The organism is Arthrobacter sp. CAN_A214 (genome assembly GCF_015751955.1).
Taxonomy (GTDB): domain Bacteria; phylum Actinomycetota; class Actinomycetes; order Actinomycetales; family Micrococcaceae; genus Arthrobacter_D.
Genome location: NZ_JADOUU010000003.1, coordinates 191,683 through 218,173, shown reverse-complemented (window position 1 = coordinate 218,173; position 26,491 = coordinate 191,683). Strand labels below are relative to the sequence as shown.

The 26,491-nt window shown below is 66.2% G+C and carries 27 protein-coding genes; 13 read left to right on the top strand and 14 right to left on the bottom strand.

Annotated elements, in window-relative coordinates; genetic code table 11:
* Positions 1–84: 84 nt before the first annotated feature.
* Both IWX65_RS04635 and IWX65_RS04630 read right to left on the bottom strand, forming a co-directional pair.
* Positions 85–948 carry a response regulator transcription factor gene (locus tag IWX65_RS04635; protein ID WP_196881257.1) on the bottom strand — a complete coding sequence of 288 codons (864 nt, stop codon included), beginning with the start codon at positions 946–948 and terminating at the stop codon, positions 85–87.
* Complete coding sequence (locus tag IWX65_RS04630) at positions 945–2,534, bottom strand: ATP-binding protein (RefSeq protein ID WP_196881256.1); 1,590 nt, start codon at positions 2,532–2,534, stop codon at positions 945–947. The genes IWX65_RS04635 and IWX65_RS04630 overlap by 4 nt, the downstream gene beginning before the upstream one ends.
* A 173-nt stretch (positions 2,535–2,707) precedes the next feature.
* Here IWX65_RS04630 and IWX65_RS04625 point away from each other — a divergent pair, with 173 nt between their 5' ends.
* From IWX65_RS04625 to IWX65_RS04605, 5 genes are all read left to right on the top strand, one after another.
* Positions 2,708–3,715 (top strand): Bug family tripartite tricarboxylate transporter substrate binding protein, encoded by a 1,008-nt coding sequence (locus IWX65_RS04625; protein ID WP_196881255.1) that lies wholly within the window; start codon positions 2,708–2,710, stop codon positions 3,713–3,715.
* 3 nt (positions 3,716–3,718) lie between these two features.
* Positions 3,719–4,258, top strand: coding sequence for a tripartite tricarboxylate transporter TctB family protein (locus IWX65_RS04620; RefSeq protein ID WP_196881254.1), 540 nt, complete (start codon positions 3,719–3,721; stop codon positions 4,256–4,258).
* Entirely contained in the window at positions 4,251–5,807 is a 1,557-nt protein-coding gene (locus IWX65_RS04615; RefSeq protein WP_196881372.1) for a tripartite tricarboxylate transporter permease, read from the top strand. The genes IWX65_RS04620 and IWX65_RS04615 overlap by 8 nt, the downstream gene beginning before the upstream one ends.
* The gene (locus IWX65_RS04610; RefSeq protein ID WP_196881253.1) at positions 5,804–6,196 is read left to right on the top strand and encodes a universal stress protein; all 393 of its coding nucleotides are present in this window, start codon (positions 5,804–5,806) and stop codon (positions 6,194–6,196) included. Before IWX65_RS04615 ends, IWX65_RS04610 begins: the two co-directional genes overlap by 4 nt.
* A gap of 212 nt (positions 6,197–6,408) precedes the next feature.
* Positions 6,409–7,098: an aspartate/glutamate racemase family protein gene (locus tag IWX65_RS04605; RefSeq protein WP_196881252.1), complete on the top strand. Its 690-nt coding sequence runs from the start codon at positions 6,409–6,411 to the stop codon at positions 7,096–7,098.
* Positions 7,099–7,143: 45 nt separating this feature from the next.
* Here IWX65_RS04605 and IWX65_RS04600 read toward each other — a convergent pair whose 3' ends face one another.
* The gene (locus IWX65_RS04600) at positions 7,144–7,761 is read right to left on the bottom strand and encodes a hypothetical protein (protein WP_196881251.1); all 618 of its coding nucleotides are present in this window, start codon (positions 7,759–7,761) and stop codon (positions 7,144–7,146) included.
* A 36-nt stretch (positions 7,762–7,797) separates the two neighbouring features.
* Positions 7,798–9,177: a DUF2254 domain-containing protein gene (locus tag IWX65_RS04595; protein ID WP_196881250.1), complete on the bottom strand. Its 1,380-nt coding sequence runs from the start codon at positions 9,175–9,177 to the stop codon at positions 7,798–7,800.
* A 97-nt stretch (positions 9,178–9,274) separates the two neighbouring features.
* Between IWX65_RS04595 and IWX65_RS04590 the strand changes: the two genes are divergently transcribed.
* Positions 9,275–10,048 (top strand): hypothetical protein, encoded by a 774-nt coding sequence (locus tag IWX65_RS04590; protein WP_334683655.1) that lies wholly within the window; start codon positions 9,275–9,277, stop codon positions 10,046–10,048.
* 324 nt (positions 10,049–10,372) lie between these two features.
* Positions 10,373–11,392 (top strand): LLM class flavin-dependent oxidoreductase, encoded by a 1,020-nt coding sequence (locus IWX65_RS04585; RefSeq protein WP_196881249.1) that lies wholly within the window; start codon positions 10,373–10,375, stop codon positions 11,390–11,392.
* A gap of 143 nt (positions 11,393–11,535) precedes the next feature.
* Here IWX65_RS04585 and IWX65_RS04580 read toward each other — a convergent pair whose 3' ends face one another.
* Positions 11,536–12,237: a type 1 glutamine amidotransferase domain-containing protein gene (locus tag IWX65_RS04580; RefSeq protein ID WP_196881248.1), complete on the bottom strand. Its 702-nt coding sequence runs from the start codon at positions 12,235–12,237 to the stop codon at positions 11,536–11,538.
* Positions 12,238–12,505: 268 nt separating this feature from the next.
* Here IWX65_RS04580 and urtA point away from each other — a divergent pair, with 268 nt between their 5' ends.
* The 5 genes from urtA to urtE are packed head-to-tail and all read left to right on the top strand — an operon-like array spanning position 12,506 to position 17,318.
* A complete protein-coding gene (urtA, locus tag IWX65_RS04575; RefSeq protein ID WP_196881247.1) occupies positions 12,506–13,765 on the top strand; it encodes an urea ABC transporter substrate-binding protein in 1,260 nt (419 codons plus the stop codon).
* 31 nt (positions 13,766–13,796) lie between these two features.
* Entirely contained in the window at positions 13,797–14,681 is an 885-nt protein-coding gene (gene urtB / locus IWX65_RS04570) for an urea ABC transporter permease subunit UrtB (RefSeq protein WP_196881246.1), read from the top strand.
* Positions 14,681–15,820 carry an urea ABC transporter permease subunit UrtC gene (gene urtC, locus IWX65_RS04565; protein WP_334683654.1) on the top strand — a complete coding sequence of 380 codons (1,140 nt, stop codon included), beginning with the start codon at positions 14,681–14,683 and terminating at the stop codon, positions 15,818–15,820. Before urtB ends, urtC begins: the two co-directional genes overlap by 1 nt.
* Positions 15,817–16,626 (top strand): urea ABC transporter ATP-binding protein UrtD, encoded by an 810-nt coding sequence (urtD, locus tag IWX65_RS04560; protein ID WP_196881245.1) that lies wholly within the window; start codon positions 15,817–15,819, stop codon positions 16,624–16,626. Before urtC ends, urtD begins: the two co-directional genes overlap by 4 nt.
* Positions 16,626–17,318 (top strand): urea ABC transporter ATP-binding subunit UrtE, encoded by a 693-nt coding sequence (urtE, locus tag IWX65_RS04555; RefSeq protein WP_196881244.1) that lies wholly within the window; start codon positions 16,626–16,628, stop codon positions 17,316–17,318. Before urtD ends, urtE begins: the two co-directional genes overlap by 1 nt.
* Here urtE and IWX65_RS04550 read toward each other — a convergent pair.
* The 9 genes from IWX65_RS04550 to IWX65_RS04510 form a co-directional block, all read right to left on the bottom strand.
* Entirely contained in the window at positions 17,315–18,067 is a 753-nt protein-coding gene (locus tag IWX65_RS04550; RefSeq protein WP_196881243.1) for an urease accessory protein UreD, read from the bottom strand. The two genes, urtE and IWX65_RS04550, sit on opposite strands and share 4 nt — an antisense overlap.
* Positions 18,068–18,802 (bottom strand): urease accessory protein UreG, encoded by a 735-nt coding sequence (gene ureG, locus IWX65_RS04545; RefSeq protein WP_334683653.1) that lies wholly within the window; start codon positions 18,800–18,802, stop codon positions 18,068–18,070.
* A complete protein-coding gene (locus tag IWX65_RS04540; protein ID WP_196881241.1) occupies positions 18,795–19,472 on the bottom strand; it encodes an urease accessory UreF family protein in 678 nt (225 codons plus the stop codon). The genes ureG and IWX65_RS04540 overlap by 8 nt, the downstream gene beginning before the upstream one ends.
* Before the next feature lie 7 nt (positions 19,473–19,479).
* Positions 19,480–21,186: an urease subunit alpha gene (locus IWX65_RS04535; protein ID WP_196881240.1), complete on the bottom strand. Its 1,707-nt coding sequence runs from the start codon at positions 21,184–21,186 to the stop codon at positions 19,480–19,482.
* A 1-nt stretch (position 21,187) separates the two neighbouring features.
* Complete coding sequence (locus IWX65_RS04530) at positions 21,188–21,520, bottom strand: urease subunit beta (protein ID WP_334683652.1); 333 nt, start codon at positions 21,518–21,520, stop codon at positions 21,188–21,190.
* The gene (locus tag IWX65_RS04525) at positions 21,517–21,819 is read right to left on the bottom strand and encodes an urease subunit gamma (protein ID WP_196881239.1); all 303 of its coding nucleotides are present in this window, start codon (positions 21,817–21,819) and stop codon (positions 21,517–21,519) included. The genes IWX65_RS04530 and IWX65_RS04525 overlap by 4 nt, the downstream gene beginning before the upstream one ends.
* Positions 21,820–21,932: 113 nt before the next feature.
* A complete protein-coding gene (locus IWX65_RS04520; RefSeq protein ID WP_196881238.1) occupies positions 21,933–22,238 on the bottom strand; it encodes a hypothetical protein in 306 nt (101 codons plus the stop codon).
* Positions 22,239–22,355: 117 nt separating this feature from the next.
* Entirely contained in the window at positions 22,356–23,225 is an 870-nt protein-coding gene (locus IWX65_RS04515; RefSeq protein ID WP_196881237.1) for an aldo/keto reductase, read from the bottom strand.
* 122 nt (positions 23,226–23,347) lie between these two features.
* Positions 23,348–24,862: a GntP family permease gene (locus IWX65_RS04510; protein WP_196881236.1), complete on the bottom strand. Its 1,515-nt coding sequence runs from the start codon at positions 24,860–24,862 to the stop codon at positions 23,348–23,350.
* 150 nt (positions 24,863–25,012) lie between these two features.
* Between IWX65_RS04510 and IWX65_RS04505 the strand changes: the two genes are divergently transcribed.
* Positions 25,013–26,467, top strand: coding sequence for a four-carbon acid sugar kinase family protein (locus tag IWX65_RS04505; RefSeq protein ID WP_196881235.1), 1,455 nt, complete (start codon positions 25,013–25,015; stop codon positions 26,465–26,467).
* The last annotated feature ends 24 nt before the right edge of the window (positions 26,468–26,491 follow it).

Here is a 26,491-nt window from a genome sequence, read left to right as displayed (position 1 = left end):
GGCGGGTTGACCGCCGCAGGTGCTTAATCAGGGGGGGAGTGAATGGAAAGGAGTAGCTTGCCCGTCCCGGCGACGCCTCGACTGCTACGTGAGCCCGGGGCGGTGCAGGCCGGATTTCCCGGCATGCGCCACTCCCGGGGCCGTCCACACATAGTGTTTCTCCGGCCGTCCGGCACTCCCGTACTGCGGGACGATCCGAGCTTGGCCCCGCGTGACGAGGTATTCGAGATACCGTCGTGCGCTGACCCTCGCCAGGCCTACGCGCGCCGCCACCTCCGACGCCGACGTCCCGGCACGGTGAGCCTGGAGGTCGTTGCTGACAGCTTCGAGCGTCGGCGCCGACAGCCCCTTGGGCGTCGGTAAGGCCGGCCCGGAGGAACGGCCTGAAAACGACGGGGACGCGGCCGACGACCCTGGACCGTGCGAGGCGTCCACTCCTGCCGCCGCCGTCGAACTGCCCGGACCACCGGCCGGGGATATCGGTGTGGGCCGCAGGATCTCGTCGATCCGGCTCTGGTCCAGGGTCCCGGCACCTCCGGAGCCGTGTCCCTCGAGGGAGTGACGATAGGCGACATACTGGTCCAGCCGCTGGTTGAGCACCGACGAGTTGAACGGCTTCACGAGGTAGTGCAGCACGCCGCCCGCCACCGCGGCGCGCACGGTCTCGAGCTCGCGGGCCGCGGTGATTGCGACGACGTCGGTGGGATCACCCGCCAGGTTCCGGATGGCGCGCAGCACCTCGATGCCCGTCATGTCCGGCAGATGGATGTCGAGCAGCACAAGCTGCGGCTTCAGCGTGGCGACGAGTTCAAGGGCCCGTGCACCCGTGTGCGCCACCCCGACGACGTCGAAACCACCGTGCGCCAGCAGGAAACCGGTATGGACGCCGGCAACCTCGTGGTCGTCGTCCACCACGACGGCACGGATCTGCGCTGATTCGGAACTCATGGAACCTGCAGCGCAGTCCGTGCAGAGGAGGGGAGCGGGCTCAGCCACACAGTGAATTCGGCCCCACCCAGGAGCGACTCCTCGACGACGGCGGAACCGTCCCGCCGCCGAGCTATCCGGTCCACGAGGGCGAGGCCGAATCCGCGGGTGCCGGAGCGGCCGCCGTCCTTCGTGGAGAACCCCGAGGAGAAGATCTCCTCGACTGCGGCCTCGGCGATTCCGGAGCCGTCGTCGGACACGGCGATTCGCACCGAACCGGGGTCGGAGTGCACTTCGACCTCGATGTTCCCGTTGGCTCCGATGGCCTCCACCGCATTGTCGATGAGGATCCCGAGGATGGTGACGACGTCGGTGGTTCCGTCTGGTTCGAGGACGGACGATTCGCTGATGGTGAGGCGAATACCCTTCTCGGAGCAGATGGTGCTCTTGGTCATCAGGAGGCTCGCGGCGTCGGGGTCGGTGATGCCCGGGGCGATATCACCGGAAACCAGCGACCCGCCGTGGCCGGAGCGGGAGATGAAGTCGACCGCCTGCGAGGTGCGGCCGAGTTCGAGGAGACCGGAGATGGTGTGCATCCGGTTCGCGAACTCATGGGCCTGGGCGCGGAGGGCCTGCGTGACGTCGCGCTCGCCGTCGAGGTCCGTCAGGAGCTGGTGCAGTTCCGTGCGGTCGCGCAGGATCATGACGTGGCCCACCCGCTTTTCCTCCACCAGGGCGTCGGTGGTGCGCACGAGCAACACGCGCTCACCCACCAGCACGGTCTCATCGGCGTCGCCCGACGACGTCACGAGCCGCGCCAGGGCGGGCTCCAGCACGTCCGAGACATGCCGGCCGGTGGCGTCGTCGTCGAGCTCGAGGAGCCGTTTCGCCTCATCGTTGAGCAGCGCGATCTTTCCTGCCGCATCGACGGCCACCATGCCCTCGCTGATGCCGTGGATCATCGCGTCCCTGGTCTCGAGGAGTGATGCGATCTGCTCGGGCTCCAGCCGGTAGATGCGCCGCCAGATGAGGCGTGAGATGTAGATGGATCCGGCCGATCCCACGAGGGCCGCGATGATGAGCCACACCAGGAGCCGGGGGAGATCCTCGTAGAGGTCGGCGTCGAGCTCCGACTCGAGGGTCCCCACAGATGCGGTGCCGATGATGCCGCCGTCGCCCCCGTAGATCGGTACCTTGACCCGCCAGGATTCACCGAGCGTGCCGGTCTGCGTGCCCACATATGTTTCACCCGAGAGGGGTACCGACGGATCGGTGGAGACCATGAGACCGATCAGGTCAGGGTTCGGATGGGAGTACCGCACGCCGCGGTCGTCCGTAACCACCACGTAGGTGACGCCGGTGGCTTGGGCGATGAGGTCGGCGATCGGCTGAATGATCTCACTGGGATCGGGCTGGCCGAAGGCTTCGACGATGGAGGGAAGCTGGGCGACCGATTGCGCTACGCCCACCATGCGGTCCTCGTACTGGTCGCGGATCTGCTGGCGCTGCATGGCGACGGCGGTGGAACCCGCCACGAGGACGATGATCAGCACGATGAAAAGCTGCAGGAGGAACAGCTGCGATCGGAGCGACAGTGACCTGATCATCCTTTTATTGTGACACGCACCGTTCCGGCGGGTCCCAGAACGGCAGGGACCGCGCGAGACCACAAAGACCAATACGAGCGTTACGACCACATACTTCCCACCTTGCGGCACTCTTCCTACCCTGAAACAAGCGTGGTGATCGGCATCACATCTCAAGGAAGAGACTTCCCATCATGAAAATCGACAGCACAACGGCGCGCCGTTCGACCCTGACCTCCCTCGCCCTCGTCTCGGCACTGGCCCTCACCGCCTGCGGCTCGATGACGGAAAGCACCGAGGCCGGCAGCGCGGAAGGCGGCATCGAAAAGCTGAACATCGTGGTTCCCGCCGATCCCGGCGGAGGCTGGGACCAGACCGGACGGGCCATGGAAAAGGACCTCAAGGACACCGAGCTCGTCGGCAGCGCCTCGGTGGTCAACGTCGGCGGCGCCGGTGGCACCAACGGCCTGGCGCAGCTCGCCACCGAAACGGATCCGAACACGCTCATGGTCATGGGTTACGTGATGGTGGGAGCCGTCGAAACCAACAACGCGGCCAGCCGCATCGAGGACACCACCCCGATCGCGCGCCTCACCGACGAACCTCTCGTGATCGTGGTTCCCGCCGAGTCGCCCTACCAGACCACCCAGGATCTTCTCGACGACATCGAAGCAAACGGGCAGGGCGTCTCGATCACCGGTGGATCCGCCGGGGGAGCAGACCACATCCTCGCGGGCATGGTTCTGAAGGAAGCCGGAATCGCCCCGGACAGCCTCAACTACATCCCCTACTCCGGTGGCGGAGAATCACTCGCGGCGCTGCTGGGCAACAAGGTCAACGCGGGCATCTCGGGCGTCGGTGAATACGCCGAGCAGATCAAGGCCGGCCAGCTCCGCGCCCTCGCCGTCTCGGGTTCCGAGGCCGCGCCGCAGATCCCCGAGGTAGAGACGCTCAGCGACCAGGGCATCGACGTGGTCCTGACGAACTGGCGCGGCGTCGTGGCGCCCGGATCGATCGACGAGGCGAAGGCCGAGGAGCTCACCGAGCTCGTCACCGAACTCCACGAGACCGACGCCTGGAAGGCGACCCTCGAACAGAACAACTGGGGGGATGCGTTCCTCGCCGGGGACGAGTTCGATGCCTTCCTCGACGAGGACATCACCACCGTCAAGCAGACCCTCACCGAGATCGGTCTGCTCTAACCGATGAGCACCGCAACTGAATCAACCGCCGGGAGCGCGACTGCCGCTCCCGGCAGGCGGATCGGGGAGCTGATCTTCGCCCTCCTGATCCTCAGCGTAGGAATCGTCGGCTTCGTGGCCGGCGCAGGAATCCAGACTCCTCCCTCGGCCAGCGACATCGGGCCGCGGGCCTTCCCCTTCGTGGTCTCGGGCGGCCTTGTGCTGCTCGGCGCGTGCCTCGTGGTCCAGGTGCTCCGCGGGGCGACCGGCGCACCTGAGGAGGGCGAGGACGTTGACCCGAACGTGAAGACGGACTGGCTGACGTTCGCCAAGCTGTGCGGCTTCGTGCTGCTCCACGCGTTCCTCATCGTCCCGCTGGGCTGGCCCGTTGCGGCCGCGCTCCTCTTCTTCGGCGCCGCGTGGTCGCTGGGAGCCCGCCCCTGGTGGCGCAACCTGGTAGTCGCCGTCGTTCTCGCCCTGATCCTGCAGTTCGCCTTCGCGGAGCTGCTCGGCGTTTCCCTTCCACCCGGTTTCCTCGAAAGGTTCGGTGTCTTCGGTGGATAACTTCCTGGCGCTGATGGACGGCTTCGCCGTCGCCATGCAGCCCATCTACCTGCTCTACGCGCTCGGCGGGGTGCTCCTCGGCACCGCCGTGGGTGTGCTCCCGGGCATCGGCCCGGCGATGTCGCTGGCGCTGCTCATGCCCATCACCTACACCCTCGAGCCGACGGCCGCGATCATCGTGTTCGCCGGTATCTACTACGGCGGCATGTACGGCGGGTCCACCACCTCGATCCTGCTCAACACTCCGGGTGAATCCTCCTCGATCGTCACCGCGCTCGAGGGCAACAAGATGGCGAAGGCCGGGCGCGGTGCATCTGCCCTCGCGACTGCGGCGATCGGATCATTCGTCGCCGGCACGATCGCCACTGTGCTGCTGAGTTTCCTGGCACCGGTGGTCGCCGTCTTCGCTGTCCAGATCGGGCCGGTCGAGTACGTGGCCCTGATGATCGTCGCCTTCCTGACGGTCGGTGCGCTGCTCGGCTCGTCGATGCTGCGCGGACTGGCCTCCCTGGGACTCGGACTGTTCATCGCGCTCATGGGCGTGGACGCCCTCACCGCACAGCAGCGCTATACCTTCGGCAGCCCGTTCCTCGCGGACGGGATCGACGTCGTCCTGGTGGCCGTTGCGCTCTTCGCAGTCGGCGAGGCGCTCTACGTCGCGTCGCGGCTCCGCCACGGGCCGATCAAGGTGATCCCCGTGACCGGAGGCTGGACCAAGTGGATGCGGAAGGAGGACTGGAAGCGGTCCTGGAAACCGTGGCTGCGCGGCACGTTCATCGGCTTCCCGATCGGCACCATCCCCGCCGGTGGAGCCGACGTCGCCACCTTCGTTTCCTACGCCTCCGAGCGCAAGCTCGCCAAGGGGGAGAACAAGAAGCAGTTCGGCAAGGGCGCCATCGAGGGCGTTGCCGGTCCGGAATCGGCGAACAACGCTGCTGCCGCCGGCGTCCTGGTGCCACTGCTGACGCTCGGCATCCCGACGACGGCGACCGCGGCGATGATGCTCGTCGCGTTCCAGCGCTACCAGATCCAGCCCGGCCCGCTGCTGTTCGAGACGAACGGTGCCCTCGTGTGGGCCCTGATTGCCAGCCTCTACGTGGGCAACCTGATGCTGCTCGTGCTGAACCTGCCCCTCGTGGGCATCTGGGTCAAGATCCTGCAGATCCCACGGCCCTACCTGTACTCGGGCATCCTGATGTTCGCCGTCCTCGGTGCGTTCTCCGTGAACTTCACGCCGATCGACGTCATCATCCTGCTCATCATCGGTGTGCTCGGTTTCTTCATGCGCCGCTACGGATACCCGATCGCTCCCATGGTGGTGGGCCTCATCCTGGGGCCGATCTTCGAGAACCAGCTGCGCAGGTCACTTGCGATCTCGCAGGGCGATCCCGTGGCACTCATCAGCTCGCCGGTCGCCGCGACCATCTACGTCGCGCTGATCGTCATCTTCGCCCTCTCCTTCTGGCTCCGGCGGCGGCAGCGCCAGTTCGAATCAATGGTGGTCGATGCAACTCCTTCCGGTACGACGAATGACGAGGTCAAGGCATGAGCACGATCGTGGTCGGTTACGTTCCCAATCCGCTGGGCGATGCGGCGGTCGAGGAGGCGATTCGGGAGGCACGACGCCGGGCCGCCGCCCTGCTGGTGGTCAACACCACGCGGGCGGACCGACTCGTGGACCCGGGCTATGCCGATTCGGAGGATGTCTCGAAGCTCGAGGCCGTCCTGCGGGACTCCGGTGTCCCGTACACGATCCAGCACGGGATCTCCGAGGCGACAGCGGCGGAAGAGGTGCTCGACGCGGCGCAGAAGACGGGGGCGGAGCTCATCGTTCTAGGATTGCGGCACCGGACGCCGGTGGGCAAGCTGATCATGGGCTCGACGGCGCAGAACATCCTGCTCGCCGCGAAGTGCAACGTGCTGGCGGTGAAGCTGTAGGAGGGCGCCTCGACGGTTCCTCTTGAGGGAGCGCGTCGAATTAGGCGTGTTTGCCGCCGTCGCCGTGCGGAAACCCGGCGTGTCGTTGTCCGACACGCCGGGTTCGTCGTCGATGGCGGCACTTGTCGTGCACGTGCGGCCAGGTTCTCTGTTGCAAATTGGCGCTGGACTGCTGATCCCGGCTCAGGGGCTCCTGCCCCTAGGCTGGACGCATGAAACGAATCGGCCTGATCGGCGGCATGAGCTGGGAAAGCTCCGCACTGTACTACTCGCTCATCAACGGGCTCGTGAAGGAACGGCTGGGCGGCACGCACTCCGCCAGGTGCCTCCTGGCCTCGGTCGATTTCGCTGACATCGAAGCATTGCAGTCCTCCGGGGACTGGGAGGAGGCCGGCCGGCTGCTGGCCCTCGAGGCACAGGGTCTCGAAGCGGCGGGCGCCGACTTCCTCGTGCTCTGCACCAACACGATGCACCGGGTAGCCAGGGAGATCCGCGACGCGGTCGGCATCCCATTGCTGCACATCGGCGACGTCGTGGCCCGTGAGGTGCTGACCTCCGGGCTGGGAACGGTGGCGCTGCTCGGCACGGCCTTCACCATGGAACAGCCGTTCTACCGCAACTTCATCACGGCCTACGGAATCGACGTCCTGGTGCCGCCGGAAGCCGAGCGGGCGAGCCTGCACCGCATCATCTACGAGGAGCTCATCCTGGGCGTTCTCAGGGATGAGTCCCGTCAGGAGCTCGTCGGAATCATCAGGGAGCTCGTGGACCGGGGAGCGCAGGGCGTGATCCTCGGCTGCACCGAGCTCGAGCTGCTGATCAGCCAGGACGACAGCCCGGTACCCGTCTTCGCCACCGCCCGTCTTCATGCGACCGCCGCGGTGGATGAGGCGCTCCGCTGAACTGGAGCGGATGGGATTCTCAGGAGGTGGGTCCTCCAGAAGGGGTCAGCCGGTCGGCCGCACTTCGGCTGAGTCGGAACCCTTCGGCCTGACCAGCAGGGCCAGGAGTGCCGCGATGAGGGCTGTGATGAAAAGGATGGTTTTGAGCACCGTGAGGGCCGAGGCCAACGCCACGGTGCCGGGATCGATCGTTCCCGAGGCGAAGACCGCCTCGAGGGTAAGGTTCTCCGCGACGTCCACGGCCGCGTAGACGATCGGGACGATCATCAGCAGCGATGCGACCTTCCTCCCGCGGGTCACCCGCAGGATGAGCAGGACCAGGGTCGCAGCGAAGACCAGGGGGAAGAGCATGTCCCACAGGTAATGGGTTGCACCGTAGCGCTCGTAGAGCTCGTCCGTCATGCTGGCCTGGACGCTCTCCACATAGCCGGCGTCATATCCCCCCAGCTGCGTGTCCGGCATGCCCAGGCCGTTCAATGCACGTTGGAGCGATGCGAGCTGGAGACCGTTGATCGTGGCGAGCACGGCGCTCAGCAGAACGCCCAGCAGAATGGCGATGGCGGCTCGCCCTCGCGGCTTCCTCCTCGGGCGGTTGACAGCGGAAGGCCCGGCAGCGGAATGCGGGGCTGTCCTGGGCGGTTGCGAGTTCTCCGGAATGGCCACCAAACCATTATGTGCAGAGCCTGCGGACCGCTGCCCTTACGATTCCATGACGCCGTTGCCCGACGTCCCGGCCCCGCCGACGGGCCACGCTGAACCGAGGGCCGCTTCGACAGCGGCGAATTCTGCCGCAAGTTTCTCCTTGACGTGTGAGTCGAGGCCACTGCCATCCGCAGCCGTGCGGGTCCTGCCCAGCTGGGTGATCACCGCGGAGCGGGCCTCCGCGGAGTGGTGCACCCACGCCACCTCACGCAGCATCTGAACAATTCGTGCGGCCATGCGGGGGTCCGCCATACCGTACTCGAGCAACTGTTCCATGGTCAGGTTCAGGAGGTGGGGGAAGGTCGGATACTGCAGCACCACGCGGTCCACGCCGTCGTCGTCCTGCAGGGTTTTGGGGCCGGTCTTCCGATCGGCAAGACCGCACAGCACGCTCGCGACATGGCTCAGCGCGTGGATGGCGGTTGTCGGGTCATTGATTCCCGGAGACAGTGCGCGGCTCGCGACATCGAGCAGTTGCTGGAGTCCGAAGCCGGCATCCTGTGTCGAGGTGCGTTCAAAACCGGTGGCCACCCCGGAGTTCAGTCCCTTGCTGATCGCTTTCCGCCGTTCGGCGTCGATGCTGCCCCCGTCGAGCGACCAGGCCCGGGCGAAGGGAACGCCCTTCACCAGTGACGCCCCGGGCATCACATCGACCACGATGAATGTTCCGGTGTCCTTCGCCGTGGCGAGGGCGGCGTCCGGGTCGAGCCGCAGCAGGAAACCGGAGGTGTCGTTCTCGATGAGCGTCGCTCCGGCATCGCGCTTCGTCGGCGAGCCGGCAACTTTGTCGTCGTCGGGGAAAATCCGGATGAGCGCCTTGTCGGCTTCGCGGTGGACATCGCGCAGCATGGTCTCGACGCGAATCTGGCGTGCCAGGTGGGCAAGGAAAAGCACCAGGCCGACGACGCTTCCGAGGGCCAGGAGGAAGGCCACAGTGACGGAGATCACGGGCACAAAACCCTGACCCTCACTGGTCTCCACCCGAATACTCCGCAGGACGGTCAGGGCGAAGACGAACGTGGAGAGAAAGAGCGCGAGCGTGTTGTGGACGAAGCGGTCGCGCGTGAACGTGCGGAGCAGGCGGGGCGAGAACTGGCTGCTCGCCAGCTGCAGCGTGACCACGGTCAGGGAAAAGGTCAGCGAGGTGACGGTAATCATCGAACTTGCGATTGTTTCCATCAGTGAGCGCGCCGCCTCCGGCCCCCCACCGAACAGGAGTCCCGAGACAGCGGGCGGAAGGTCTTGATCGATCAGCCCGTCCAGGAACGGCAGATACTGTCCGAGAGCGACGGCCAGCACGACGGCCAGGAGCGGCACCGGCCACAACTGGGTGCGCAATGAATCCTTGAGCAAGCCGATGTCGGCGGATCGCCTCATTGCGGTTCCCCGGAACGGACCGCGCGGGTTCGGTAGCGGCAGGTGGTCGCATGCATCTTCAAAGGATAGTGTCGGGAAGTCGAGGGAGAAGTGGGAGATGTCCGGAAAACAGGCTGATGCCACCAAGGAAGCCAGCACGGCGGAGCAGCTGGGAACCGCGGAGCTGCTGGCCCGCCGCCTCGACAAACCCATGGGGATCCTCGGCGTCATCTTCCTTTTCGTAGTGCTCGGCCAGCTTCTGGCGACGGAACCCAGCATGGCGTTGGCCTTCGCCATTGCCGGGTGGATCTTCTGGGCGATCTTCGTCGGGGAATTCCTCCTTCGTGCCTATATCGCAGGGTTCCGCAAACAGTTCTGGAAGAAGAACTGGTGGCAGGTCATCTTCCTGCTCGTCCCCTTCCTCCGGTTCTTCCGGGCGTTGCAGGCGCTTCGCTTCGTGCGCTTGGCGCGGTTCGCCCGCTTCGGCGGCATCGTGTCCGCGGGGGTCCGCGGATCGCGGTCGGCGGGACGGCTGCTCTCGAGCCGCATCGGCTGGCTGATCGCGGTGACCGCCGTCGTCATCCTGGCCTCGAGCCAACTGCTGTATGCCACGGGATCGCACGAGACGTATGCCGATTCCCTGTTCGAATCCGCGATGGCCACGATCACCGGCAGTGGCCTGACGCCCACGAGTGCGTTCGCACGCATCCTGCAGGTGCTGCTCGCCGTCTACTCGGTGGCGGTCTTCGCGACCCTTGCGGGATCGCTCGGCGCCTTCTTTCTCCGTGAGGAACGGCCCGGCGCGGCGGGCTCGAGGGCAGACGCTGCGGAGCCTCCGGGCGTGGCCGGATCACCGGCTCGAGGGCAGGCGCTGCGGGATCCCCGGGCGTGATTGGATCGCCGGCAGCGACGGCGGGCGCGACGGATGCGCCGCGCGTTGGCCCTGCTTCCCGCAGCGGGCGCACCGCCTGTGGAAGCAGCACCTACTGACAGCGCCCCCGCAGCAGCTGAGCGTTGGGCCCTGTACACCTTTCGGGAAGGGAAGCCTTAAAGGCAGCGTGTTGACCGCAACACGACGCAGTGATCGTTGAGACCTGGGCAGGATGCCACGCCGGTTGGACCGGGAGGAAGGAGGCGCCGGCCGACCACTGCCTTCTGCGCCGCGGATTCGGGAGCCGCGGGGAATATCGCGCTCCACACGAGCGCTGCGACAGGCATGAAGCGCATCGGTTTTCTTTCGTTCGGTCACTACCAGGACGTCCCAGGGTCCTTCGTGCGCACTGCCGGTGACGCCCTCCTGCAGACCGTGGAGCTCGCGGTAGCGGCTCAGGAACTCGGTGTGGACGGTGCCTACGTGCGGGTGCACCACTTCGCCCCGCAACTTGCCTCGCCCTTCCCGCTGCTCGCCGCAATGGCAGCCCGAACGAGCACCATCGAGTTGGGCACCGGCGTCATCGATCTGCGCTACGAAAACCCCCTGTACATGGCGGAGGAGGCGGCAGTCACCGACCTCATCAGCGGCGGCAGGTTGCAGCTCGGCATCAGCCGCGGTTCACCCGAACCCGCGCTCAACGGTTACGAGGCCTTCGGGTATGTGCCCGGGGAGGGCAGGAGCGATGCCGACGACGCCCGGCACAAGGCCGCCATCTTCCGCGCGGCCATCTCGGGCTCGGGGATGGCCGATGCCAATCCGCGGATGACCGGGCACTCGGGTCGCCTGGCGATCGAGCCGCAGTCGCCCGGATTGGGAGAGCGCATCTGGTGGGGTTCGGGGACACGGGCGACGGCTCGATGGGCGGGGGAGCAGGGCATGAACCTGATGAGTTCCACCCTGCTGACCGAGGACACCGGGGTGCCGTTCGACGAGCTGCAGGCAGAGCAGATCGAAATCTTCCGGAAAGCCTGGGCCGACGCCGGACATAACGGCACACCGAGGGTCTCGGTCAGCCGGAGTGTCCTGCCGATCGTCAGCGATGCCGACCGCCACTACTTCGGGCTCCGGTCGCAAAGGGACGGCAAGGACCAGGTAGGCAACCTGGAGGGCATGCGGTCACGTTTCGGCAAGAGCTACATCGGGGAACCCGATGTCATCGCTGCACAGCTTGCCTCGGACGCCGCGGTACAGGAGGCCGACACCGTCCTGGTGACGGTACCCAACCAATTGGGTGTCGAGTACAACGCCGAGCTGCTCGAGAACATCCTGACCCTCGTGGCACCCGCTGCGGGATGGCGGTAGCCGAACAGTCGAGCCACGGCCAGCCCGGGCAGCCGGTAGCGTGACGAGCGGCCAAGGCACGACGCCTCCAGTTCTGCCGCGATAGCGGTAGCGGCGTCGGGCGGCCACCGCCTCGCCGCCCGACGTCGTCCGCGTACCGGGGGCTAACCGGCGAGGGCCGCGATGACTTCCTTTGCGACGTCTTCGCTCGACTGCGGGTTCTGGCCGGTGATGAGGTTTCCGTCGCGCACGACGACGCTCTCCCAGGCGGCCCCCGTTTCGACCACGGCGCCCTTCTCGCGGAGTGCTGTCTCTACGAACCACGGGGTGTTCTCGCCGGTTCCGCCGGAGAGTTCTTCCTCGTTGGTGAACACCGTGAGTTGGCGGCCTTCGAAGGCGAAGGTTCCGCCGTCGTCCACCGCGCTCAACAGCCCTGCCGGGCCGTGGCAGAACGGGGCGATGATCTTGCCCTCGTTGTTGGCGGCAATCAGGACGCGGCCGAGGTCCCTGTTCGCGTACAGATCGGCCATGGGACCATGGCCGCCGGGCATCACGACGGCGTCATAGGCTGCGGGATCGATGTGGGCGAGGATTCGCGGCGCGGAAAGCTCGTCATCGATCTCCTCGAGGTACGCGCGGAAGTCTGCCGCTTTTTCCTCGCCACCGGCCTGCTGCGGATCGAGGCTCACCTGGTCGACCGTAGGCTTCACGCCCCCTGGTGAGCTGAGCTGGACCGTGTGCCCGGCTTCGCGAAGGATCCGGTGCGCGACAACGAGTTCCTCGGCCCAGTAGCCAGTGGGGTGCGAGCTGCCGTCCTTCATGGTGAGCGAATCGGCGGATGAAACAACCATCAGGATGTTGGCCATAGGGGTGTGCTCCTTCTCGGGCGCGCACTGCGGGCGCACCGATAGTGGGAAAAACCTTCCAGGTTTGGAACGCACCGAGGCAGGGCTCTATTCCGAAAACGTAGGTGATCGGCGTCTGATTACGGGGCTGCCGCTTCAGCAGGACCCCATCGGAAACACTCGAAACGGCCCGGAAATCTCATTCGCCCGATCCCGAAACAATGGTTGCCTAGTGTTCATTTCGACGCTCTGCCGGGCGTCTTTCATCCTGCATTCCCACGGAGGATTCATGAACGTCACTTCCAGGATTCGTCTGGCGCTTATTCCCACCACCCTCGGCGCGCTGGTGCTTTCCGGTTGCGGAAGCCAGATCAGCACCACGAGCGCAGCCGACGCCGAAAGTTCGGGGACGTCCTGTGTGGATACGTCCGGGGATTCGGTGAAGGTGGGTTTCCTGAATTCGCTCTCGGGAACAATGGCAATCAGTGAATCCACGGTATTTGACTCGCTCACCCTGGCGGCTGAGGAAATCAATGACGCAGGCGGAGTCCTCGGGAAGACGATTGATATCGTCAGCGAGGACGGCGCCAGCGAGCCCACCGTCTTCGCGGAGCGGGCCGGCAAACTGATCCAGCAGGACTGCGTCGCCGCTGTGTTCGGCGGCTGGACCTCCTCGAGCCGCAAGGCCATGCTTCCGGTCTTCGAGTCCAGCGACTCACTGCTGTTCTACCCGGTGCAGTACGAGGGACTCGAATCCTCGGAGAACATCTTCTATACCGGCGCCACCACCAACCAGCAGATCGTTCCTGCCCTTGACTACCTGGTGGAGCAGGGGACCAAGAGCATCTTCCTCGTGGGAAGCGACTACGTGTTCCCCCGGACTGCCAACCAGGTCATCAAGGCCTATGCCGAGGCGCACGGTATCGAAGTGATGGGTGAGGAGTACACGCCACTGGGCTCCACCGAGTTCTCCACCATCGTGAACAAGGTCCGGGATTCCGGTGCCGACGCGGTGTTCAACACGCTCAACGGAGACAGCAACGTCGCCTTCTTCCGGCAATACAAGTCAGTGGGCCTCAGCGCCGACACCATGCCTGTTGTCTCCGTCTCGATAGCCGAGGAGGAGGTTCCCGGAATCGGTGTGGACAACATCGAGGGGCAGCTCACGGCCTGGGACTACTACCAGACGCTCGACAATGACGAGAATGCCGCCTTCGTTGCCGCGTTCAAGGAGCGCTTCGGTGAAGATCGCGTGACCAGCGATCCGATGGAAGCCGCCTATACCTCGGTTCACCTGTGGAGAGCGATGGTCGAGAAAGCCGACTCCTTCGAGGTCGCCGATATACAGGAAGCCGCTGGCGGCGTGACCTTCGACGCTCCGGAGGGAACGGTGACGGTGAATGGTGAGAACAACCACATCACCAAGACTCCGCGCATCGGCAGGATCAATGCCGATGGCCTGATCGACGTGGTCTGGGAGGCTCCCGAGGCAGTGGAGCCTGATCCTTTCCTTGAGACCTACGACTGGGCCAGCGAACTGGGCCAGTAGTCTCACAGGCCGAGGGAGGGAGGTAAGCGGGATGGAAATCCTGATCGGACAGTTATTCGCGGGACTGAGCCTCGGCTCGATCCTCCTGTTGGCCGCGCTGGGGCTGGCGCTGACCTTCGGCCAGATGGGGGTGATCAACCTCGCCCACGGCGAATTCATCATGGCCGGCGCCTACACCGCGTTCACCGTGCAGCAGGTCATCGGCAGTGCGGGGTTGTCTCTCCTGGTGTCCATCCCTGCAGGATTCCTGGTGGGCGGCCTGATGGGCCTCGCCCTGGAGTCGCTGCTGCTTAGGCACCTATATCACCGACCGCTGGATACGCTGCTCGTGACCTTCGGCGTCTCCCTTGTACTCCAACAGGCGGCCCGGGACATCTTCGGTGCACCCAGCGTCGATGTGAGGGTGCCGGCATGGCTGCAGGGCAATATCGAACTTCTCGGGGCACCGATCCCTCTCACCCGTCTGTTTCTCCTGGCCCTGGCAATCTGCTCCCTGATCGGGTTGTCTCTCCTGCTCTCACGGACACCGCTGGGCCGCAGGATCCGCGCGGTCGTCCTGAGCCGGGACCTGGCGGAAACCAGTGGGATCTCGTCACGCCGTACCGATCAGCTGACCTTCTTCCTCGGCTCCGGCATGGCAGGAGTGGCGGGAGTAGGCGTGACCCTCATCGGGTCCACCAGCCCCTACGTGGGCACCAATTACATCGTGGATGCCTTCCTTGTGGTGGTGGCCGGGGGGATCGGCCAGATTCGGGGAGCGGTTTTCGCTGCGTTTGCCCTGGGCGTGCTGCAGTCGCTTTTCGAATTCACGACGACGGCCAGCGTGGCGAAGGTCCTGATCTTCGCCGTGATCGTGGTGTTCCTCCAGATGCGTCCGCAGGGCATCTTCAGCGTAAAGACAAGGAGCCTGGTCTGATGGACAAGCTACGGATACCGACGGCCGGCCAGCACCCGTGGATGCCTTCGGTGAGGGGCCCGGCCCGGACACTGACAGGATTCGCGCTGTCCGCGGTGCTCCTGTTCTTGGTGGCTCCCGCCGTGCTCTCGGCCTTCAGCCTCGCCCTCCTGGCGAAGTATCTGTGTTTTGCGATGGTCGCCGTCGGGATCGGACTGGCCTGGGGGCGGGGAGGAATGCTCACGCTCGGGCAAGGCGTATTCTTCGGTATCGGAGCATACGTCATGGCCATGCACATGAAGTTGGCGGACGCCGCACTGTTCGGCGGGAGCGGAGTGCCCGACTTCATGCTGCTCTACGGTACGGGTGTGGCGCCCTGGTGGTGGGAACCGTTCCGCAGCCCCCTGTTCACTGTCGCCGCCGTCGTTCTCCTTCCCGGACTGGTGGCGCTGGTACTGGGCCTGGCCATCTTCCGGCGCAAGGTGAAAGGTGCCTATTTCGCGATCCTCAGCCAGGCACTTGCGGCGGCATTCGCCGTCCTGCTGATAGGCCAGCAGGGGACCACCGGGGGCTCCAACGGGCTCAACGGCTTCCGCTCCTTCTTCGGCTTCGACCTCAATGATCCGGCCAACAAGGTGATGCTCTTCTACCTCGCGGCCGCAATGCTTCTCCTGATGGTCGCTGTAGCTCGGCAGCTGTCGCGGAGCCGCTACGGCGAGTTGTTGATTGCCGTTCGGGACCAGGAAGAACGTGTCCGGTTCCTCGGTTACGACCCCGCTTCGGTCAAGGTCGTGGCCTACGTCATGGCAGCCGGAATGGCAGGGATCGCGGGCGCTCTCTTCGTGCCCATCGTCGGAATCATCTCACCGGCCGACGTCGGCGTGGTGCCGTCCATCAGCTTCCTGATCGGCGTTGCCATCGGAGGCCGGGCCACCCTGCTTGGACCGGTACTCGGCACAATCGGCGTCGCCTTCGCCGAAACCACCCTTGCTTCATCCTTTCCATCCTTCTGGGTGTACTTCCAGGGGCTGCTGTTCATCCTCGTCATCGGGTTCCTGCCGGGCGGCATCGCGTCACTGCCCGGTGCCCTGCAACGGCTTCGCAGACGCAGGGCAGACCCGCAACCGGCCGGGCGAACGCCTCAAGGGGCAACAGCATGACACACGATCAGAGCATCCTGACCCGCCCGCAGGTCGCCGACGGTCCTGCCGGAACCAGCCCGGCGCCGGACTTCCAAATACGCAACCTCAGGGTCTCCTTCGACGGTTTTCCGGCAGTGGACGGCGTGGACCTCGATCTGGCGCAGGGCGACCTGCGGTTCCTGATCGGACCCAACGGAGCGGGGAAGACAACGCTGATCGACGCCGTGACGGGGCTGGTCCCCGCCTCCGGAAGCGTGCGCCTTGCGGGGAAAGAGCTAATCGGCCGGAAGGTCCACCAAATCTCGAACCTGAGCGTGGGGCGCACCTTCCAGACAGCCAGCGTCTTTGAGAACCTCACCGTGCTCCAGAACCTCGATATTGCGGCGGTGGCGCGCGGCAACCGGTTGAGCCTGGTGAAACGCCGCCGGGCCGTGCTCCCGGAAGTCGAGGAGGCACTGGACATCGTGGGGCTCACCGGAGTGCGGGACCGCACGGCTGGAATCCTCTCCCACGGCCAGAAGCAGTGGCTCGAGATCGGGATGCTCCTGGTCCAACAGGCGCAGTTGCTGCTCTTGGACGAACCCGTGGCGGGAATGAGTCAGGAGGAACGGGAGAAGACCGGGGAGTTGTTGAGGCGGATCGGGGCCGGCCGCATCACCCTGGTAGTGGAGCATGACATGGAGTTCATGCGACAGTTCGCTTCGTCGGTGACAGTGCTCGCCGGGGGCAGGGTCCTCAGTGAGGGCAGCGTCGCACAGGTACAGGCTGACCCGAAGGTGCAGGAAGTGTATCTGGGCACGCCCCTTCCGGGAGGACACAGCTGATGCTCGAACTACAGGGACTGACCACGGGCTACGGCCACACGCAGGTGGTGTTCGGGGTCGACCTCGTCATTCCCCGGGATGGGGTTGCCTCGGTGCTGGGTCACAACGGCGCCGGGAAGACCACGTTGCTCCGGGCCGTCGTGGGCATCCTTCGGGTGACCAGTGGCAGGATCCTCCTTGATGGCGAGGACATCACCCGACTGAAGGCGCATGAACGGGTGGCACGCGGCATGGCGTATGTTCCCCAGGGTCAACAGTCCTTCGGGCAGCTGACGGCCCTGGAGAATCTCCAGCTCGTGGCTGACGGCCGTTCCAACGCTCAGAACCGGATCAACACGGCGCTTGACATGTTTCCGGCCCTGAAGCCCCTGCTCCGACGGAGGGCCGGGCTGTTGTCGGGCGGGCAGCGGCAGCAACTCGCCATCGCCCGGGCCCTCCTCACCCAGCCGAGGATGCTGATACTTGACGAGCCCACCGAAGGCATCCAGCCCTCGGTGGTGGCGGAAATCCAGCAGACCATCCTGAGCCTGTCAGCAACTGCAGGCATGCAGGTGCTGCTGGTGGAACAGCACGTGGGCTTCGCCCTGCAGGCGGCGGATACTTTCTCTGTCCTCGCTTCGGGCCGCGTGGTGTCCGAGGGACCGGGCGGCGCTGCGGCTGCCTCCGATGTCCGTGCAGCCATGGCGATCTAGGGTCGAAGCAAGCCGGACCGCCACTGGGTGAACACCGGCGCCGTCTGCGCGTCCGCCACGTGCGCATCCGCAGTCAGCGACCGGTGAACCGCTCCCGGCCGGGCGAGCACCAGGTGAGCCGTGCCACCCGTCGACGGAACTGCCGGCCGCCAACCCACAGCGGTAACCCCGTCCATCACTCTCGAATTGCCCAGAATGCCCACGGCGGCGCGGCCGGAGCCGGTCAGGTCGAGGTCCTCATACAGGTAATCGCCCTCAGGTCCTCGAAAGCGGGAGACCGAGCGGACCTGCCCCCCGACCTCTCCCGAACGGCCCAGCACCAACGTCTCACGCATCAGCACGCGTGCCTTCAAGCCCAGCGACACCGTCGTTTCGCGCAGCACGTTCGAGCCGGACGATGCAACCATCGGCGCGCCGTCCCAGATGAGCGTGCCGCCGTCGGCCACCTGTGCCTTGAGCTTCCAGCGGGACCGCTCGCCGTCAGCGTCGTAGGCCACCATGCCGGCCGGTTCCACCACTTCGAGGACGACACCGGCACCCACCTCAACGTGCAACGCCACCTCGTCACCGCCCAGCAGCATCATCGCGATGCCGATGAGAGCCACTTTCAAATGGGCAGGATCTCCAGAGGCGTGGACAGGACGGGGGGCAAGAAACTGCCCCTGGTCGAGCACGCTGATCCGGGCCCGGCCGCCGACGAGTTCGCAGGAGACCAGCGTTGCACGGGCCTCGGGCGCCGACCCCTTCACCTAACTCTGGTGCGGGGCGGGCTCATCGTGGCTGTGAATGTGCCCGCCGTCCTCGTCGGCATGGAAGTGGGGTGCCATCGGTCCGGGGTCCTGCGGTGTGTGCTGGCCATCGCGGTGCCTCTCGAGCATCCACCGGACCCAGGCGCTGAGTTCGAGGATGGTGGCATCCTGCTTGCGTGAGAGCGCCAGCACCGGACCACCTTCCCTGGCCCCCCTGGCATCGAGCACCATCTGTTCGACGTCGACCTCCACATACGGTGCCAGGTCGATCTTGTTGATGACCAGCAGATCGGCCCGGGCGATTCCAGGCCCGCCCTTGCGCGCCACGTCCCCACCGCCGGCAACGTCCAGCACGAAGATCTGGGCGTCGACCAGGGCCGGGGAGAAGGTGGCGGTGAGGTTGTCACCGCCACTTTCGACCATCACGAGGTCGAGCGGCGAGAAATCGGCTTCCAGATCCTCCACGGCAAGCAGGTTCGTGGTGACGTCGTCACGGATGGCCGTGTGCGGGCAGGCGCCGGTCTCGACGGCGCGGATCCGCTCTCCGGCGAGGACCCCGGCGGAGCGGAGGAAGCGGGCGTCCTCGTCCGTGTAGATGTCATTGGTGATGACGCCGATGGACAGTTCGTCGGCCATGGCACGACAGATCGTGGCGATCAGTGAGCTCTTGCCGGTTCCGACCGGGCCGGCAATGCCCAGGCGGAAGGAGCGGGCGGGATTCTGGTTCTCAGGCAACGAAAAGCCTCCTTGTTCGGGTGGTGTGGTCTTCGGCCCAGTGCTCCATCCAGGGAGCACTGGGAGCGGGAATGTCATCGATGCCTCTCACTGCCAAGGCCTCGCTGGCCACGGCGTCGAAGTGGCCTGCGGCGTCGAGAATCCAGCGCGTGCCGTCCATCGGGTCGATGGGCAATAGCTTCTGCGCGGCTGCTACCACGGACTGTGCGTCGTCGTAGCAGCACAGGTCCGCGAGCGTCCGCTCGGCGATACCGAAGGCGGCGGCCCAGACACCGAGGGCGACCGGCCGGGTGGGCTTCGGGACGGCATGCTGGAGGGCAAGAACGGCCGGGTGTTCCGCACGCACATTGGCGGCGAGGCGGAGCAGGCCGCGACCCAGCCGCCGGGAGGCCTCCCGCTGGGCGGCGGAGGGGGTACGGGCGTCGAGCGCGTGCTCGATCGAGATGAATCCGTCGGCCGGATCGGGGGCCACCGCTGCGCGCAGTGCCAGGACGGCCGCTGCGGTTTCGACCCGCATGACAGTCCGCAGCCGGGAGAGCAGGTAGGGGTACACGCCGGCGACGCCGAGCCCGGCGAGCACCGCCGGCTCGAGACCGGCGGAGTGGGAGTAGGCCCCGGAGGGCAGGCGGGAATCAGCGAGGAGGAAGGCGGCAACCCGGGCCGTGGTCATCGGCGCATCAGAACAGGCTGTAGCGCTGGGTCAGCGGCAGTTCGGAGACCGGCGCCGGTTCTACGACCTGCCCGTCGATGCTGACCAGGAAGGTCTCCGGGTTCACCTCGATGCGCGGCAGGGCAGTGTTGTTGGGCAGGGACGCCTTGGTGACGTCCCGGGTGGGGCGGATGGCGGTCAGGGAGCGGGTCAGCCCCAGGCGTTCCTCGAGGCCGTCCGCCAGGGCCGCGGGGGTGACGAACGAGGTGGCGAGGTGTGGCGCCGAGGACGCCCGGCCCGCGAGGGATGCGCGCATCCAGACGGGCTGGGGAGTGGGTAGAGACGCGTTCGGATCACCGGTCTGGGCCGCGACGATGGCGCCTCCCTTGAGGACGACGGCGGGCCGGATGCCGAAGAAGGCGGGGTTCCAGAGCACAAGGTCGGCCATCTTGCCCTCCTCGATCGAGCCGACCTCGTGGTCTATACCGTGCGCCACGGCGGGGCAGATGGTGTATTTGGCGATGTACCGGCGGGCGCGCTCGTTGTCCGCGGGCTGGGTAGAGGTGGTTGCCCCCATGTAGTTCTTCATTACGTGTGCCACCTGCCAGGTCCGGGTGATGGTTTCGCCGATCCGCCCCATTGCCTGCGCGTCGGAGGAGGTGATCGACATGGCGCCGAGGTCCTGCAGCACGTCCTCGGCCATCATGGTCGTGGCACGGATGCGCGACTCGGCGAAGGCGAGATCCTCAGGGATGCGGGGGTTCAGGTGGTGGCAGACCATCAGCATGTCCAGGTGCTCCGCCACGGTGTTGACCGTGAAGGGCAGGGTGGGATTGGTGGAGGCCGGCAGCACGTTGGCTGAGGCTGCCACGGTGATGATGTCCGGAGCGTGTCCGCCACCCGCACCCTCGGCGTGGAAGATATGGATGCCCCGGCCGTTGATCGCCGCCAGTGTCTGCTCCACGTAGCCTGCCTCGTTGAGGGAGTCGGCGTGGAGAGCCACCTGCATGCCCCACCTGTCCGCGGCGGTGAGGGCGGCGTCGATGGCTGCCGGCGTGGACCCCCAGTCCTCGTGGACCTTGTAGCCGGCCGCGCCGGCCAGGGCCTGCTCCTCGAGGGCTGCGGCACTGACGGTATTACCCTTCCCGTACAGCAGGAAATTCATCGGCAGGGTGTCGAGGGCGCGGTGCATCACCTGCAGGTTCCAGGGGCCGGGGGTGACCGTAGTGGCCTTGGATCCCTCGGCGGGGCCGGTGCCGCCGCCTCCCACGGTGGTGATGCCGGAGGCAAGGGCCTCCCTCAGGGCGTCAGGACCGAGGAGATGCACATGGCTGTCGATACCGCCGGGGGTCAGAATCCTGCCCTCGCCGGCCATCACCTCAGTGGACGGACCGATGACCAGAGCCGGGTGCACGCCGTCCATGATGTCCGGGTTACCGGACTTGCCGATCCCGGCAATCCGCCCGTTCTTCACTCCGACATCGGCACGTACGATTCCCCAGTGATCGAGGATCAAGGCATTTGTGATGATCAGGTCCGGTGCGCCGGCCGCACTGGTACGGGTGGATTGGGACATCGATTCGCGAATGTTCTTACCGCCGCCGAAGACGGATTCGTCACCGCCGAACGTGTAATCCTTCTCGGGAGTAATCCACAGGTCGGTGCCCGCCAGCCGCACGTGGTCGCCCACGGTGGGGCCGTACAGGTGCGAGTAGGCAGAGCGGGAAATGTCCATGTCAGCGTGGTTCCTCGCAGCAGGTCATATCCTTACCCGTCTGCAGTCCGGGAACCAGCCCTGCGCCGCCGAAGCGCACCAGTCGTACTTCGCGCGAGGCGCCCGGCTCGAACCGGGCCGCGGTTCCGGCTGCGACGTCAAGCCGGAAACCGGCGGCGTCCCCGCGGTCGAAGCTCAGCGCCGGGTTCACCTCAGCAAAGTGGAAGTGGGATCCCACCTGGATGGGGCGATCTCCGTCATTCGTGACCACGAGCGACCGGGTTTCACGGCCGGCATTGAGCTGGTGGGTTCCCTCAGCTGTGCAAATCTCACCAGGGATCAGGGGCCGGCTCACGAGATTGGGTCCGTGATCGTAACGAGCTTTCGGCCGTCCCGGAAGGTGGCCTCGATCTGCAGGTCCGGGATCATTTCCGGAACCCCTTCCATCACATCGCTGCGGGAGAGCACGTGGCGCCCCGCCCTCATGAGGTCTGCCACCAGGGCACCTTCCCGGGCGCGTTCCATGGCCCAGCAGGAGATGATGGCCACGGCTTCGGGATAGTTGAGCTTCACTCCGCGGCTCATCCGGTCACGTGCGACCATGCCCGCGACGCTGAGGAGCAGCTTCTCAGCATCCGAAGGTGTAATGAACATGCGGTGTAGTTTGCCACGGCAATGTTTCAGGGGTATTGCGGGCTCGCGCGACGCTCATCGGGACCGGTGGTCGACGGACACCCGTACGCCAGCGGTGCGGCAGGCACCCGGCATCAGTCCCCGTCGCCGTCGATACCACCGGGAACGCTGTCCCAACCGCCTGGGGGCAGCGGTTCGGCAACGCCGATGACGGTTGTCCCGGGCAAAGAGTCACCCGGCCGCAGCGCGATCAGATTCTTCTCGAAGTAGGAGGGATCGTGCTCTCCGGAGAAGGGAATGACGGCGCTGGTCGGCACTTGCGGATCTGGGCCCGTGGGTAGCGCGGGAAGAAGCTGGACGGCCGGGTCCGCCTCCAGGGGGCCCACTTCCGTCACGACGATCGGCACGGCCGGGAACGCGGCAGAACTGCTGGCGTCCATGTGGGTCTCCTCGTCGCTGGGTGGGTCAATTCTAGGGCGCTGACCGGCAGGTGCGTAAGGGTCGAGGGCACGAAAAAGGCCCGCCCGTTGCCGGAGCGGGCCTTTCCGGAAGGGATCCTAGCGCGCGTTCTCAAGCTCCTCGTACGTGGCGTCGTCAATGCTGATGTTTCCCGCGCCCATGTTGTCCTCGAGGTGGGCAATCGAGCCCGTTCCAGGAATCGGCATCATCACGGGGGAGCGGCGCAGCAACCACGCTAGGGCCACCTGTGAGGTACTCGCGTTCAACCGTTCGGCGGCCTCGGCGAGAGGGCCGCCCGGCCGGGCGAGTTCGCCCGCCGAGATAGGGGCCCAGGGGATGAACCCGATGCCCTGCTCGGTCGCGTAGTCAAGGACTTCCTCGGAGGTGCGGTCGGTCAGGTTGTAGCGGTTCTGGACGGTGGAGACCGTAAAGAATTTCTCGGCGGCCTTGAGCTGGTCGACGCTGACCTCCGAGAGGCCGAGCGCCTTCACCTTGCCCTCCTGCTGGAGGTCGCGGAGCACTGCGAACTGCTCGTGGGCGTCGACCTTGGGGTCGATGCGGTGCAGCTGCAGCAGGTCCAGCGAGTCGACCTTCAGCTTCCGAAGGCTCAGCTCCGTCTGCTGGCGCAGGTATTCAGGCCTGCCGACGGGGATCCACTGGTTCGGGCCGGTGCGGGTGAAACCCACCTTGGTCGCGATGCGCACGCCGTCGGGGTAGGGATGCAGCGCCTCGGCGAGGATCTCCTCGCTGATGTTCGGACCGTAGGAATCGGCGGTGTCGATGAAGTCCACGCCGAGTTCGACGGCACGGCGGACGACGTCGAGGGCGGTGCCGCGGCTGGCGGGCTCGCCCCAGACGCCGTCGCCCACGATCCGCATGGCACCGAAGCCCAGGCGGTGGACGGTGCCGAGGTCCCTGAGGTCGATGGTCGGAGACACTTCGCGGAGTACATCGATGTTTTCGGTCATGGTGGCGGCAACCGGCGTGCCCGGTCCGTTATTCCGGCCGCTGCCCGTTGCCGCCACCGCCGCGTCGTCCCGCCCCTCCCCGCCGGGGGCGGAAACGTCGACTGGACTCGGACGCGGTCCGGTCAGCCGAGGACGAAGTTCGCGATGAACAGCAGCGGGATGGAACCGGCCCACACCGCCGTCGTGATGCCCGACCAGCCGCGAAGCGCCGCGGTGCCCTCGAGACCCGTGAAGCGGGTGACCACCCAGAAATAGGAATCGTTGAAGTAGCTGAACACCATGGATCCGGCCGTGCAGGCCAGGGCGGCGACAAGCGGGTCGATTCCCAGCGTCGTGACCAGGGGGGCAGTGACGGAGGCCGCGGTGATCATTGCGACGGTGCCTGAGCCCTGGGCAATACGGACGAGCGTGGCGATCAGGAACGGCACGAGGAACGCCGGGAGGGGAGTGGCCGCGATCGCTTCGGCCAGGGCATCACCGACGCCCGAGCTGCGCAGTACCTGGCCCAGCGCGCCGCCCGCGCCCGTGATGAGGAGGATGAGCCCTGCGGAGGCTGCGGCTTCAGCGAACCAGCCCTGCACCTTGGTGCGCGGGGTCCAGCGTGGCAGGAGCAGGTAGACGGCGAGCAGGACGCCGATGATCAGGGCGACGACGGGGTTCCCGACGAACGCGAAGGGAACCACCCAGGCGGACGGCTCGTATTCACCGCCGAGCACGCCCTGCGCGTTCTGGTCGATGGCACCGGTAACGGTATTGACCACGATGAGCAGGAGCGGGATGAGCAGCGGAAGTGAGCCGAGGAGGGCTCCGACGTGGTGGGGTTTCGCGCCGGCGGGAGGCGTTCCGAGGTCGACGGCGGGATCGTCGGGGGTGAAATCCTCCGCGTCACTCGTGTGAGCACCGCCGGAGAGTTCATGCGAGCCACTTCCCTCGGGGCCCCTCTCGAGGTGGCCCGTTCCGCTCCGGCCCCCGCCCACGGCGACCGTGCCGTACACGGCATGCCGGACCTCTTCCGAAACCGATGACTCGAGCTTCGGGCCCATCCACTTGGCATAGAAGATGACGATCGGGAGGAGGAGGATCGTGAAGATCAGGCCGCCGAGGATGAGAGCCCCGAGGTCGGCTCCGAGGATGCCGGCGACAGCAAGTGGACCGGGAGTGGGAGGGACCATATGGTGCGTCAGGGTCATGCCGCAGCCGAGTGCAAGGGCAAGGGTGACGTAGCCTGCGCGTTTCACCCGTGCGATGGAGCGCGCCAGCGGGTTCATGATCACGTAGCCGGAGTCGCAGAAGACCGGTATGGAGACCAGTGCCCCGACACTTCCCATCGCCCACGGCTCGCGGCCCTTGCCGAAGATCCGGAGGAAGGCCAGTGCCAGCGAGTTGGCGGCCCCTGACACCTCGAGGATCTTGCCGATGCCGACACCGAGACCGATGACGATTCCGATGGAGGCGAGGGTGTTGCCGAAACCTGTGGTGATGGCGGTGACGATTTCGAGGGGCGCCTGGCCGGCGACGATCCCGGTCACCAGGGCGGCGATCAGCAACGCCACGAAGGCGTCCAGCCGGGTGCGGAGCACCAGGACGACAATGGTCACGATCCCCAGAGCCAGCGCCAGCAAAAGTTGTACATCCACGGTGATTTACTCCTTGAGGAAGGAACCGATGCCCGGGCGGCGTTGCGCGGACATTCCAAGCGCCGTCAGCATTGACGGGTTTAGCGCTGGCTGAAACACTAACACCGGGTATAAGACATCTGACAAGTGTTTTGAGCAAAGAGGCAACCTTTGGAAGTGGAATCGAAGTTAGTGGCGGGCTTCCCCGGCGAAACCGCCGTCGATCCGGTAGTGGTCGCGGCATCGGTGGCGGCATCGCGCCGCATCCTCGTGGTGCTCGACGACGACCCCACCGGCACGCAGTCCGTGGCGGATCTGCCCGTCCTCACCCGCTGGGAAGCGGCGGACTTCGCATGGGCCTTCCGCTTCCGCATCGCGGGTGCCGCGGCCCCGGCGGTCTACGTCCTCACCAATACCCGCAGTCTCGGACCGGGCGAGGCTGAAGCGCGCAACCGGGAAGCCGTGACCAACGCCCTGGCCGCAGCGCAGGAGGCCGGGATCAGCCTCGGCTTCGTGAGCCGCAGCGATTCCACGCTCCGCGGGCACTATCCCCTGGAGCCGGATGTGATCGCTGCGACGCTGCAGGAGGTTCTGGGGGAGGGCACGGACGGCGTCGTCATCGTGCCGGCTTTTCCGGATGCGGGGCGGATCACCATCGGGGGGATCCACTACATGAGGAATGGAACAGGCGGGGTGACCCCCGTGGCGGAGACCGAATTCGCTGCCGATGCCACGTTCGGCTATTCCCATTCCGAGCTTGCCCGCTATGTCGAGGAAAAGTCCGCCGGGCGCATTCCCGCGGCCGACGTCATCGTGCTTGATCTCGGTATCGTCCGCGGCGGGGCGGCCGGGATCGCGGACGCACTCGCTGACGCTGTCGATTCCGTGCCGATCGTGGCCGACATCGTGACCGAGAACGACCTCCGCGCCCTCGCCCTCGGCCTGGCGGAGTCCGAAAGCCGCGGGAAGAAGCTGCTGTACCGCGTGGGGCCGCCCTTCGTCCGCGCAAGGATCGGGCAACGCGAGCGGGAAGCACTCACCGCGGAGGACGTGTTCCCCGACGGCAGCCCGGCGTCCCGGGCCGGGGGGCTGGTGGTCGTGGGTTCCCATGTGGGCGTCACCACGCGGCAGCTTGCGGCACTGACCGGCCGGCATCCGAACGCCACGACGGTAGAGCTGTTGGTGGAGGACCTGCTGGATGCCGCGCTCGCCGAAGTTCACCTCGAGGAGACCGTCGCCGCCGTCGTCGCGGCCCTTGGTGCCGGGGACGTCATCCTGCACACCAGCAGGCTGCTCGTGAAATCGGACGATCCCGCCGAAAGCCTGCGGATCGCCAGGGTGGTTTCGGCCGCTGTGGTGGCGGTCGTCCGCCGGACGCTCGCCGCGGCACCGCCGCGATTCGTGATCGCGAAGGGCGGCATCACCTCCTCCGACGTTGCCGCGCACGGTCTCGCCATCCGGCATGCCGTGGTGCGCGGCCCCATGCTCCCCGGCATCGTTTCGCTGTGGGAACCGGTCGACGGACCGGCACAGGGCATTCCCTATGTGGTCTTCGCGGGCAACGTGGGCGATGACGACTCCCTGGTGGACGTCGTCCGGAAACTCAGCACCACTTTCCAGCCGTAATCCGCCACGAGAAAAGGACGCTCC